Annotated in this window: 7 protein-coding genes and 1 pseudogene; 5 read left to right on the forward strand and 3 right to left on the reverse strand. The window is 54.9% G+C overall.

Going from position 1 to position 12,872, the window contains the following annotated elements:
- Positions 1-89: 89 nt before the first annotated feature.
- From RE6C_RS07765 to RE6C_RS07775, 3 genes are all read right to left on the reverse strand, one after another.
- Positions 90-1,937 (reverse strand): CRTAC1 family protein, encoded by a 1,848-nt coding sequence (locus RE6C_RS07765; RefSeq protein WP_008655392.1) that lies wholly within the window; start codon positions 1,935-1,937, stop codon positions 90-92.
- Positions 1,927-4,821 (reverse strand): tetratricopeptide repeat protein, encoded by a 2,895-nt coding sequence (locus RE6C_RS07770; protein WP_008655393.1) that lies wholly within the window; start codon positions 4,819-4,821, stop codon positions 1,927-1,929. The genes RE6C_RS07765 and RE6C_RS07770 overlap by 11 nt, the downstream gene beginning before the upstream one ends.
- Before the next feature lie 290 nt (positions 4,822-5,111).
- Positions 5,112-5,576 (reverse strand): hypothetical protein, encoded by a 465-nt coding sequence (locus RE6C_RS07775; RefSeq protein WP_173401778.1) that lies wholly within the window; start codon positions 5,574-5,576, stop codon positions 5,112-5,114.
- Between the two features lie 298 nt (positions 5,577-5,874).
- Between RE6C_RS07775 and RE6C_RS07785 the strand changes: the two genes are divergently transcribed.
- The 5 genes and pseudogenes from RE6C_RS07785 to RE6C_RS07805 all read left to right on the forward strand — a co-directional run.
- Complete coding sequence (locus RE6C_RS07785; RefSeq protein ID WP_008655396.1) at positions 5,875-6,300, forward strand: RrF2 family transcriptional regulator; 426 nt, start codon at positions 5,875-5,877, stop codon at positions 6,298-6,300.
- A gap of 207 nt (positions 6,301-6,507) precedes the next feature.
- A complete protein-coding gene (locus RE6C_RS07790; protein WP_008655397.1) occupies positions 6,508-6,981 on the forward strand; it encodes a MarR family winged helix-turn-helix transcriptional regulator in 474 nt (157 codons plus the stop codon).
- 116 nt (positions 6,982-7,097) lie between these two features.
- Complete coding sequence (locus RE6C_RS07795; protein ID WP_039961523.1) at positions 7,098-8,501, forward strand: efflux RND transporter periplasmic adaptor subunit; 1,404 nt, start codon at positions 7,098-7,100, stop codon at positions 8,499-8,501.
- A pseudogene (locus tag RE6C_RS07800) lies at positions 8,498-11,651 on the forward strand (efflux RND transporter permease subunit). Before RE6C_RS07795 ends, RE6C_RS07800 begins: the two are co-directional and overlap by 4 nt.
- Before the next feature lie 67 nt (positions 11,652-11,718).
- A partial coding sequence (locus RE6C_RS07805) for a potassium/proton antiporter (RefSeq protein ID WP_008655401.1) occupies positions 11,719-12,872 on the forward strand: 1,154 nt, incomplete at its 3' end.

The following is a 12,872-nucleotide window of genomic DNA, read 5'->3' on the forward strand; positions in this document are numbered from 1 at the left end:
TTAAAACGGTCTCACCGATTTGGTTCGCGCATGCCACCGCCGAACAAATCTAAAATTGCTTTTGCTTGCCGAGGTTTGGTTGAGCCCGTTCAGCGAGTGATCTCGTGGGATTGATCGATGTCGACCGGCCCTATTTCGACGACCTCTCCGTCAGGCCATTGCACCGAAACGTTGTCGATTGAGTCGTGCTCGCCCAAGCCGAACGTCAATGGCAACTCCACCTGTGTCAGATAGCTTCGAGTCGGCATCACTTGTTTTGCAATCACTTCATCGCCAACGGTGACGCTCACCCACGCCCCAATCGCGTCTCGGTTGCACTTTTCACCATCGCCCACCAATTTCAAACGCAACCAGTGGTGGCCGGTTTCTTGGTCATTGCGTAACAAACGCGGCGCCCGCCCAGTGGATGTGATCAGCAGATCCAAATCACCGTCCAAATCAATGTCCGCGTAGGACGCACCACGTCCTACCATGGGCTCGACAAAATCGTTGCCCAACTGCTCCGCACCAACCGGCAAAAACTCGGTTTCGAACTCGGGTCCCGCATTCCAAAACATTTGAGGCGGTTGCTCGTAGTGCTGACTTGGCTGGACCCGGTTGATGTCCTCTTCCAAGTGCCCGTTGGCACAAAACAAATCCAGTCGACCGTCCAAATCGTAGTCGACATAAGCCAATCCGAACGTCAGCAGCAAACGCGTGCTGGGACCCAGCCCCGTCGATACCGCTTCGTCATAAAATTGCATCCGACCGGCCTTGGTCACATACAACGCGGTCATCTCGTTGGAGAAGTTTCCGATCGCGACGGCCATACTGGCTTGCTCACGAAACGAAGTCACATCGATGCCCATGGCCCCGCGAGCGTTGCCAGAGGAATCAAATGCGATCCCGCAGATCGCTCCCATTTCGGTGAATTTCCCGTCACCGCCATTGCGTAGCAGACAGTTTTGCACGGTGTCGTTGGCGACCACGACATCCACGAATCCGTTGCGATCAAAGTCACACAAAGCCAAGCCGAGTGATTTGGACTGCGGAACATTGGTGGACACATTGCGAATCTGAATGCCCGATTCCTCCGAGACATCCGTGAATTCGCCGTCACCGTCATTGCGGTAGAGATACGGGAACGTTCCTTCAAAATTTTGAGGCCGTCCATACGCTCGTCCTCCGCCAACTAGCTGAAACCCCTGCGACTGATCGTACTCGCGACTCCATCCAACATAGTTGCAAACGAACAGATCCAAATCACCATCGTTGTCGTAGTCGAACCAACCGGAACTGGTGCTCCATCGATCTTCTTCACCACCGACACCGGCCATTTCGGTGATGTCCTCGAATTTGCCTTCACCAACATTGCGGAACAATCGGTTTGTCCCAACTGCGGAGATGAACACGTCGACCAATCCGTCTTGATCATAGTCCCCAACGGCGACTCCCATCCCATACAGCTCGACATCCAAACCCGAATCTTTAGTCACATCAACGAACTTGCCACCTTCGTTTTGATACAGAGCCGATGTGTTTCCTCGATCGCTAGGTTCGTCCCAAGACCAATCCATCGAATTGATCAACAACAAGTCCTGATCACCATCGTTATCGAAATCAAAGAAGGCACTGCCGCCACCCATCGTTTCCGGCAGCAGCTTATCTCCTGTCGCACCGTTGTTGTGAACAAATGAGATCCCCGCTTCTTCGGTGATGTCCGTAAACGGGGTGGTTGGAACCTGCACCATGGGGCGTTCACGCACCGCGACCGTGGCCAACTTCGATTCGCGAACGGGTGGCGCCGCTTTGGGACGCGTCAAGATGAAGGCGGCAATACCACCGATCACAGCCAGAACCACCAACACGATCAGCGAACCTCGCATCGCGCGACCGATATCGGCTTCGTCTCGCAGTTCGCTTTCGTCCACTTCGTTTGATTGCGGATCACTGGTCATTGGAATTCTCCTGCAAGTTGGCAGCGGAGGCCTGAGCGGTCTCCGTCGCCGTGCTTTCGGTTGGTAAGTCACGATGCAACGAGTACTTCACGACGGCTTCGGCGGCGTGATCCGCTGCCGGATACTTTTCGCGAGCCAATCGAATCGCACGTCCCTTCGCGTTGTCATCGGGTTTGTATATCTGGTGCAACTTGCGATGCTTTTCAGCCAAGTCTTGGTCTCCAAGCCGCTCGTAGAGCAACTGCAAATTGTGGTGAGCCGAAACGTTCTCCGGATCAATCAGCAATGTCTTCTGATACTGCATCACCGCTTCCTCGAAGTACTCCTGGCCTTCTTCGGTTCGGCGTTGCCGCTCGCGAATGTTGCCAAGATCAAACAGCGTGCGTCCGAGCTGGTTGATGACTTCGATGTCCAAACTGAAATCGAAACCTCGACGCTGCATATCTTCCGTGCTGTCTTCCAACACGCTACGAAGATTCTGCTCGGCTTCTTCCAGACGTCCTTGTTGAGAGTTGATGACGCCAGACAACCATGCCCATGTCCAACGAGGAAATCCTTCCACGTCGCGGAATTCGTCCGCACGCTGAAGAGCCTCCACCGCTTCGTCCAAACGGCCTTCGGTGTTCAAGACTCGAGCCAGGTTCATCGGCCCATCGTAGCGATCCAGTTTCTCGACTTCACGGAACGCATTTTCTGCTTGACGAAGTTCAGCCTTGCCTTTGAGCAGCAACCCAATCCCGTAATCATTCCAACGTTGCCACGCGGGAATGTCTCGAGGTGGGTTTTCAACCGCATGGTCAAGTCCCTCGACCGGAAAGACGACCGTGTCAACCGCCATGGTCGTGACGGGTAGGTCATTGGTGTAGTCCTGACCAGGCACATGACCGCGAATCAGATTGCCATGCTTTTCGTTTTGTTTGGCGACGAAGTCCATGTACTCGGTATCGAATTTCCGATACTGCAGCTTCACCTCGACGTGAATTGGCTCCGACACATCATCGGGCACGTCCAATTCGTAGTGGACGGCTTGTCCCGCCCCGGGTGGAATCTGATGGTTGTAGAGAGGCGTGAAAATGTCCTCCGCGTTCCTTCGATTGATTCGATTGCCATCCTTGTCCAGCATGAACACGTTGACGAAGTGCGACCATGGATCGACTTCGTTGTGCTTGCTTTCGTCGATCCATCCGCTGTGTCCGATCAAACGGTCGCCGCTGGTGACTTTGACTTCCAACCAAATTTCATTGCTGTCGACGGTCCCCTGCGAAAACAGGTGCCCCATCTTCATCGTGCGAATCACGGTCTCCAGCAAATACTTCTCACCGCGTTTCAACTCAGGCACCTCGGGACGCAGCGGGGCAATCAATTTGCCATCGATTTCGCCACCTTCGCGAACGCCAAACAAATCAACTCGCATGACATCCTTCAGATACTCCTGATGCGCCGCGATCACATCTTCGCGATCACGAAGCCATGCGATCCCTGTGTTCGCTGAGGGGAACATGTGATCGTGCACACTGAGTTCTTCCGCGTCATCGAACATCTTTGCACCAAAGTCGTTTGACGCCACCAGCGGCATGTGACACTTGCTGCAATTGTCAACGGCTTTGGGCGGGTAATAGAAACTCCTCGCCCCATGCCCGGACACACCGCTAAACAGATATGGGTCGTAGTGGTTCTGCCCACGCAAGAATTCCTTGTACCCGGTCAACGCCTCGGGCAAGTGCACCTTGTGACAAGTCGAACAGAACTCCGCCGTTTTATGAAACGGCTTCAAGAAAGTCTTCTTATGGAAAGACGGTTTCGCTTTGACCAATTGATTGTTGATCCATTGCAACGCCGCGTTTTCGCTGCTGGCAAACGGGTAATGCAGTGGTTCTTCGATCGTGTAGTCCGCGTTTCCACGAACGCTGTTGACGTTAGTGATCGCGTGACAGACCGTGCAAGTGATTCCCGCTTTCGCGGTTGGGTGATCCAACATGTCAAAGTTTGGATCATCAAAAGCTCCGGAGAAAAACGGCACGGGGTCGTGACACCCTGCGCACCAGCGTGACGCTTGAACCGAACCATCACGCTCGAGTGACTTCGCCCTCGTTTCGCTAACACTGGCAAAGTACGGTGCATTGTTGAAGGAACTGAATCGGTGCACGCTGTCCTGCCAATCCTTGTGGATGTCAGCGTGGCACTTCAAGCAGTACTCATCGTTCATCAACGCGTCTGACGGAATGAAGTTTCCGCTCGACGTTCGAGCCAACGACGGTTCGAAGTACTGCGTTCCTGAATCGGGACCAATCGCGTTCCACTGGCGAGGGTCCTGCATCTGCAAGATCACCATGGCAGCGATCGACGCCGCCGCGACGCCGCCAAAGCTCATTCCAATTCGCCACTTGATCCGAGGCCCTGCCAAACGGTGCAGCCAATACAGCCAAATCGAGGCGAGCGGAAACGCGACGTGCAACCAGTAAACCGTGTTGCGTGCCAACGGTTGCTTCAGGTCAAAGCCTCCGATTCGAACCAACAAGATTCCCGTCGTGAGAATGCCCAAACTGACCGCGAAAAGGGCGTAGCCGATTCGGACCGCTCGCCGGTTGCGACGATCTTTGGTGTTCCACATGTGAATGAAACCAAAGATGACGACCGGCAAGATCAACAGCAGTCCCATCACCAAATGGGCCAGGAACATGTATTGGTAAAAGTAGTCCTGGTAGGTCTGGTCACGAAACCATTCCAGGAACGTGAAGATGGCCAAGTAACCTGAATTGGCCAGCAACAAAGCGAAAAGAACGAAGATGACGTACAGCAGTTTTTTCAGCCGTGGCCCGACCGCGCGAACATACTTTTTTCGCGGTTTTGGCACGGCCGCACCAGGTTGTGCAACGGATGACATGAAACGATTCCAGTGAACGGTCAGTTTGCAGACTTAAGGTGCACCCGCGACCGACGGTGTCGGTGGAAGTGCATCAACCGGTTGGAAGCGGACCGCTCCCAACCTAGATCCTTTGTTTGCCGGCACACCAGAGAGGGCGCCGGAACTGACTACGAGCAGGACATTGTTTGCAACGCTCACCAAACGCGAGAATGCGCAAGCGAACTCGGTGCTACATCAACATGCGCGTCACCCATGCAGACAAAGTCGAACAATCAGTGATTGCCAACCAACATGCGGAAACGACCTGCTCAAGCCAGAGACAAGTTCATCTGCGGTGGACGATCGATCCCTAGCGAGAATCCTGGTTGCACATCTGCCGAACCGTCCTGCACTCCGCAAAGGAATTGTCCCGAAGACATGCTCGGCGATGCGTGTTTCCAGATCGCATCGTGATGCGGACGTTCAGCGGTTGGAACCGTTGGCATCTGAATCGGAAGCGTTGGCAACTGGCCACACAGTGGTCCGTCGCACGGTTTGACCGGCACGGATGGACCAGCTGATTCGTGGGCACCGTGACTCGTCATGCCGTTGACCGGAGTCCCCTGTTGGCCCGGGTTCAGGTCGCTGCTTCGCATCGCTGGCGATTCAACCACACTCATGGATGCACTGCCGGAGTGCTGCAACCAATCACCGCAACTCGCCTCGACTGAACGCGGCGTCGAAACGCCCGCCAGCAAAACAGCGACCACAATGAGGAGAAGAGCACGCGACATGTTTTTTCAGTCGATCCAACTGAGTTTTTGCCACCTCGAGAAAAGCAATGCTCGACAACGAGCAAGGGCGGCGTCCCTACGAGCCTAGGCAGACAGAACACCCAAGTCAATTGAACAAGGGAAGTTCCCACGCCAAAGCTGAACTTCGCTCGTTCCACCGGTAGGAACCGAAGATCGAAATCGTGGACAACACCGCTCACTTTGCACCACCGCGGAAGATTGATTTTTCAACGAAAACAGGCGAGAAAAGCGATGTTTGATACGATACGCGATCTCGCGAGGTTTACTCTGGATCGATATGAGACTGACAACCCAAACCGACTACGCACTGCGAACGTTGATGTATCTGGCCACGAGAGAAACTCGAGCCAACGTCGCTGGGGTTGCCTCTCTGTTCAATATCTCCGTCAATCATGTTGCCAAGGTCGTCAACGTTCTCGCCCGTGAAGGTTACGTGCGAAGCATCCGAGGCGTTGGCGGCGGCATCGAATTGGCCGTTCGTCCCGAAGACGTCACGGTCGGACAAATCATCGCCACAGTGGAAAGTGACATGCATCTGTTGCCGTGTGTCGCGGGTGATCACGGATGTGTGATCCATTCTTTCTGCAAACTCACCGGCGTGCTCGCCAATGCCGAACGCATTCAGATGGACTATCTGAACAGCGTCACTCTCGCGGATGTCATTCCCACGCGAAAGCAACTTGATCGCACCGAAGCCAGCTGAGAAGAGGCTTCCGGGCAGCGACGACGCCCAGAACTGAACATGTGGCCACGCTCCCTCTGAGCATTTACGGTGCCGATGCGGCCACTGCTAAGCGGCTTCAGTGGCCCTGAGCAACCTAATATTTTATCAGCGGAAACGATTCGACAAAAGTTATTTCACTAATAACCTATTCAGTAGTGAAACGATGCGCGTCCAAGAAATTTCTTCATGAATCTGCAACAGGAACTGAACCGCCCCCAACCATTTCGATGCTTGGACCAGGAAGTGTTGCTGAATTTCCTTCGCATCGGTGACCAACTCGACAACCGCTTCTCGCGTCTTTTTCGTGAACACGGTTTGACGCTCTCCCGATTCAATATTCTCCGCAGTTTGGCGCTCGCTGAACGGCCGCTGACCTGCGGAGAAATCGGCGAGCAAATGATTCAGGTCGTCCCCGCGGTCACGTCGCTGGTCGATCATCTCTGCTCGCAAGAACTGGTCGAGCGCAATCGCAGCACCGAGGACCGTCGGGTCGTACACGTGGCGATCACCGCAAAGGGCAAGAAACTGGTCGAAGACACCATGCAACCACTTCAACAGCTGGAAGACAGGATGCTGAAACGGCTCAGTGAGGCAGACAAGCAGAGTCTTTTGCAATTGCTCAATCGAACTCGCGAATCGATTTCTCACTGCGACGACTGACTTCACTCGCCCCCCCTCAACTCCGAACCCCATTCACCCGGCTCCTGTCCGCCATCACGAGCAGACACCGCCTGGGTCCCACCCGAATCTCTTTCGTCTTTGGATCGAAACCGATCATGAATCCTCCTCATCAAAACCAAGCCTTCTTTGGGAAGCTCGCAATTGGGTCCTGCGTTAGCGGGATGCTGTTGCTCGTCGCCTCTGGATGCAGCCAGGGCCAAAGTGGTCCGCCGGCGATGCCCAAACCCACCGTGACCGTTGCTCAGCCCGTTGTGAAGAAAATCGTCGAATGGGATGCCTTCACCGGACGTTTGGAGGCGGTCGACTTGGTGGAAGTGCGAGCTCGCGTGAATGGATATTTGCAGTCGGTCCATTTCGACGAGGGACAGATCGTCAAAAAAAACGACTTGCTATTCATCATCGACCCGCGTCCATTCGAAGCTGAGTTAGCGGCCGCGCAAGCACGACTGCAGCAATCCGAATCGCAATTCAAGCAAGCCAAGGCGATGACGGAGGTCGCCCGCGCGAACCTGCTGCAATCAGAAGCTCAATTGAACCTCGCCGATGTTCGTTACAAGCGAACGCAGAACCTGGTCGAGCGAAACGCATCCTCGCAAGACGAACTGGATGATCGTGAGGCGGAGTTCCTTAAAGCCAAGGCCGACATCGAAGGTGTTCGTGCGAGCCTGAATTCATCCGAAGCCGCTATCGCAACCGCGCAAGCCGAGATTGAACTTGCCAAGGCGGGTGTCGAGACCGCCGAACTCAATTTGCAATACACACGCATCCGTGCACCCATCACCGGTCGCATCAGTCGCAAGTATGTCACGGAAGGCAACTTGATTGCCGGCGGCAGTGCGACCTCCTCTTTGTTAACAACCATCGCTTCGGTGCAACCGATCTACTGCGTGTTTGACGCAACCGAACAAGACGTCTTGAAATATTCTCGCTTGGCCAAATCTGGCGAACGCGAAAGTTCGCGGGTCGCAAAGAACCCCGTGTACCTTGGCTTGGTTGATGAAGACGGTTTCCCTCACCAGGGTCACATGGACTTCGTCGACAACCGCTTTGATGTCAACACGGCCAGCCTACGTGCCCGAAGCGTCTTTGCAAACGAAGACGAATTGTTGCTTCCCGGCATGTTCGCTCGCATTCGACTTCCAGGCAGTGCGTCGCATCAAGCGATTTTGATTCCTGACTCGGCAATTGGCACCGACCAATCGACTCAATACGTCTACATCGTGGTGGACGGTGTGATCCAGCGTCGGCCCATCACCAGCGGTCCAATCATCGATGGCTTGCGAGTCATTCGCGAGGGGCTCGATGGAACCGAACTTTTGGTCACCGAAGGATTGATGCAGGCTCGGCCCGATGCGGAAGTGAACACGATCGACGGAACGATTGAAATCGTCGAAGACGGATTGCCGGACGAGTATCAGCCGGTTCCGAAAGACAAATGGATTTCGCCCGCTCCCACCGCCGTTCCAGTTGCGGATCGCATGACGGAGGTGACACGATGAAGTTTCCCCACTTCTTTATCGAACGTCCGATCTTCGCATCAGTGCTGTCCTTTGTGATCGTGCTGGTGGGCGGCATCGTGTATTTCACGCTGCCGGTTTCGCAGTACCCCAGCGTCGCACCACCGACCGTTTTGGTTCGCGCCAGTTATCCCGGTGCAACGCCGGAAGTGATCGCCGACACGGTGGCGACACCCATCGAACAGGAAATGAACGGCGTCGACGACATGCTGTACATGGAATCGTCGTCCAGTTCGGACGGCACCATGCAGCTGACCGTGACGTTCAAACTGGGCACGGACCTGGACGACGCACAGGTGTTGGTCCAAAACCGCGTCGCGATCGCCGAATCACGTTTGCCAGAACAAGTCCGCCAAATTGGTGTGACCACGACCAAGCAAATACCCGACATGCTGATGGTGGTTCACTTGAACTCGCCCGACGGCAGTCGCGAGCAACTCTACATTAGCAACTACGCATTCCTTCGAGTTCGCGATGCGTTGATGCGTCTGGATGGCGTGGGTGAAATCCGAATTGCGGGCGGCAACGAATACGCCATGCGAATCTGGTTGGACATCGAAAAGATGACCCATGTCGATCTGACCGCAGGGGAAGTCGTTGATGCAATTCGGGCTCAAAACATCCAGGTCGCTGCAGGCGTGATCGGGCAACCGCCGACGGACGAAACCGGTGACTTTCAATTGAATGTCACCACTCAAGGTCGTTTGATTCGCGAAGACGAATTCGCCGACATCATCGTCAAACGTGGCGAAGACGGACGGATAACGAGACTTCGCGATGTGGCTCGGATTGAACTGGGAGCACAGGATTATTCCCGTCTGAGCTATCTCGACGGCAAATCGGCGATCGCGGTGCTGGTCTACCAACGTCCAGGTACAAACGCAGTGGAAACGGCCGCCGAAGTCAAACGCGTCATGAGCGAGATGAGCAAAGAATTCCCACAGGGAATTGGCTACGAGATCGCTTACAACCCAACCGACTATGTCGAGGACTCGATTGCGGAAGTGTTCGAAACACTCTTTATCACGACCATCTTTGTGGTGCTGACGGTGTTCTTGTTCCTACATGGTTGGCGTCCAACGATCATCCCAGTGATCGCCATTCCGATTTCGTTGATCGGCACGTTCGCGGTGATGCAGTTCCTTGGAGTGACGCTGAATACGCTTTCACTGTTTGGATTGGTACTCGCGATCGGGATCGTGGTGGATGACGCGATCGTGGTGGTTGAGAACGTCGAGCGTTTGATCGCCGAAGGCATGACCGCTCGGGAGGCCACGCACAAAGCAATGGACGAGGTGGGATCCGCTTTGATAGCGACAACTCTGGTTTTGATTGCCGTGTTTGTTCCGACGGTGTTCGTCCCCGGGATCAGCGGGCAGTTCTATCAACAGTTCGCGTTGACCATTTCGATCTCCACCGCAATTTCGACCTTTGCTCGCTGACCCTCACGCCCCGCCGTTGTGTGCCTTGCTGCTGCGTCCCAAGAACGCACCGAAGAACCGCTTCGGTAAAGCAATTGATTATTTGTTCGGTTGGTTCTTCCGATTGTTCAATCGAACATTCGATGCCACCAGCAACGTTTATGCGTCAATCATCGGACGTTTGATCAAGAAGACCGGATTTGCGATGGTGCTGTATGTTGGTTTGCTTATCCTCACCGGGTTCAGCTTCAGCATGGTGCCCACCGGGTTCATTCCCGATCAAGATCAGGGATACGTCATTGTCGCAATCAACTTGCCCGATGGTGCGTCCCTCGCACGAACCGACCGCGTGACTCGGCGAGTCGCGGAGATCGGAAAAGAGATCGACGGTGTCGCCCACGCTGTTGGAATCGCAGGACTGTCAGGGGCAACATTCTCTATCAAACCCAATGCCGCGGTCACGTTCCTGCCGTTGGAAGATGCCAAAGAACGAGCCAAACGAGGTCGCGGGGTCGAAGCAATCGTCGCGGACATGCGACGGGAAGTGGCTGCTATCAACGAAGCCCAAATCTTGATCATTCCTCCGCCGCCAATTCGCGGGATCGGTCGAGGGGGCGGTTTCAAGATGTATGTCCAGGACCGCAGCGGTGCCGGCTTGGATGCGTTGAACGAAGTCACTCAGACGATGCTCGCGACAGCCAACCAGCAACCCGGCGTGAGACAAGTGTTCTCCAACCTGCGGATGGATGTGCCTCAGGTCTACGCGGACGTGGATCGAACCAAAGCTCAAATGCTGGACGTTCCGGTCAACCGAGTCTTCGAAGCTTTGCAGGTTTATCTGGGGTCGGTATACATCAACGACTTCAACTTCCTTGGACGCACCTACCGAGTGACGGCTCAAGCCGAACCAAAATTTCGCGACGAGGCGACCGATATCACGAAGATCCGAACTCGCAGTGACCGAGGTGCGTCGATCGCGTTGGGATCGGTCGTCAACATCACACAAACCGCCGGTCCGGACCGTTTGGTGCGATTCAATCTATTCCCCGCCGCCGACCTGAACGGAACGACTGTTCCTGGATTTAGCACCGGCCAGTCACTTGCAACGATGGAGCAATTGGCCGACCAAAACTTGCCGCCCGGCTTTGGCTACGAGTGGACTGAAATCGCGTTCCAAGAACGCCAAGCGGGCAACACGATTGTGTTCCTGTTCCCACTCGCGGTTCTGTTTGTGTTCTTGGCGCTCTCGGCCCAGTACGAGAGCTGGTTACTGCCTTTGGCAATCATCTTGATCGTGCCACTGTGTTTACTGTTTGCTCTCTCGGGCGTCTGGTTCCGCGGGATGGACAACAATGTTTTGACGCAGATCGGGTTCATCGTTTTAATCGGACTGGCCTGCAAAAATGCAATTTTGATCGTCGAATTTGCGAAGGCAGAAGAAGACGCGGGAAAGAACCGCTTCGACGCTGCCATCGCAGCATGCCGTTTGCGTTTGCGTCCGATTTTGATGACCGCGTTCTCATTCATCCTGGGAGTGGTGCCATTGTTGGTCGCCACGGGTGCCGGATTCGAAATGCGACGTGTGTTAGGAACCGCAGTTTTTGCTGGAATGCTGGGAGTGACCGTGTTTGGGTTGTTCCTGACGCCCGTCTTCTATGTGATGCTGCGACGTTTCGCGAAACAAAAGAAAGTGGAGACCGAAGCCACTTGATCAGATAGCTTGGAGGAGCGAGATTTCTCCTCCAAGCGTCTGCCCTTCATCGAAGTGAAATCCAGCCATGTTCAGCATTGAAACTCTCATTCTGATCGCTGGGAGTTTGTTGCTGCTGGGAATCGCTTCGAACAAATTCTCCGCACGCATGGGCGTTCCCGTGTTGGTGGTCTTCTTGGCCATCGGGATGCTAGCCGGGTCGGAGGGCATTGGCGGGATCGAGTTCGAGAACTACACGCTCGCACATGGTTTCGCGACTACAGCGTTGTGTTTAATCCTGTTCAACGGCGGGATCGGCACACCATACGCCGCATTTCAATCGGCATGGAAACCCGCATCGTTGCTAGCGACAGTGGGCGTCATCGTGACCGCCGTGATCACCGGGTTGGCGGCGTCTTGGATCTTGGGATTATCTTGGATGCAAGGTTTGCTGTTAGGCAGCATCGTCGGATCCACCGATGCGTCGGTCGTCTTCTCCGTCTTGCGAGGCGGCGGCGTTCACATTCGACCTCGGTTGGCCAACACCCTTGAAGTCGAGAGTGGCTCCAACGACCCGATGGCGATTTTCTTGACCGTCGGTTTGATCGAAGTGTTGACTGGTCAAACGCCGTTGGGGTTTGGTCTGGTCACCTTGTTTCTCAACCAAGCGGTCGTGGGCACGGCCATGGGCATGGCGGTCGGCTGGGCGGGTGCCTGGGTGTTGCAACACATTCGGTTGGAAGCGGCGGGTTTGTACCCAGTGATGGCGACCGCGTTGGGGTTGTTTTCATTCGGGATGGCATCGGAACTGGGCGGCAGCGGGTTCTTGGCCGTCTATTTGACCGGGGTTGTGATTGGCAATCGACGCCCGGTTTTTTATCGCGGTATCGTGCTCTTTCACGACGCACTTGCGTGGATGTGCCAGATTCTGATGTTCACCGCGTTGGGCATCCTGTCGTTCCCCAGTCGCCTGTGGGACGTCACGGTGCCCGCACTCTTGATCGCATCAGTGCTGATTTTCATTGCGAGACCGATCGCGGTTTTTCTGTGCGGCGTCCCCTTTCGATTCACCACTCGTGAATTGTCTTTTTTGTCGTGGGTGGGGCTGAAAGGTGCGGTGCCGATTACGTTGGCCACGTTCCCGATGATGGCGGGGCTTCCTGCCGCTTCGATCATCTTCGACACGGTATTCTTTGTCGTTTTGGTTTCAGCGCTCGTGCAGGGGTGGACGCTTCCTGCTGT

Source organism: Rhodopirellula europaea 6C, assembly GCF_000338295.1.
Lineage (GTDB): Bacteria > Planctomycetota > Planctomycetia > Pirellulales > Pirellulaceae > Rhodopirellula > Rhodopirellula europaea.

Bases quoted from the DNA above. Each gene is read 5' to 3' on its own strand.
- RE6C_RS07775 (WP_173401778.1), bottom strand. From the start codon at position 5,576: ATGTCGCGTGCTCTTCTCCTCATTGTGGTCGCTGTTTTGCTGGCGGGC.
- RE6C_RS07765 (WP_008655392.1), bottom strand. From the start codon at position 1,937: ATGACCAGTGATCCGCAATCAAACGAAGTGGACGAAAGCGAACTGCGA.
- RE6C_RS07785 (WP_008655396.1), top strand. From the start codon at position 5,875: ATGAGACTGACAACCCAAACCGACTACGCACTGCGAACGTTGATGTAT.
- RE6C_RS07770 (WP_008655393.1), bottom strand. From the start codon at position 4,821: ATGTCATCCGTTGCACAACCTGGTGCGGCCGTGCCAAAACCGCGAAAA.
- RE6C_RS07790 (WP_008655397.1), top strand. From the start codon at position 6,508: ATGAATCTGCAACAGGAACTGAACCGCCCCCAACCATTTCGATGCTTG.
- RE6C_RS07795 (WP_039961523.1), top strand. From the start codon at position 7,098: ATGAATCCTCCTCATCAAAACCAAGCCTTCTTTGGGAAGCTCGCAATT.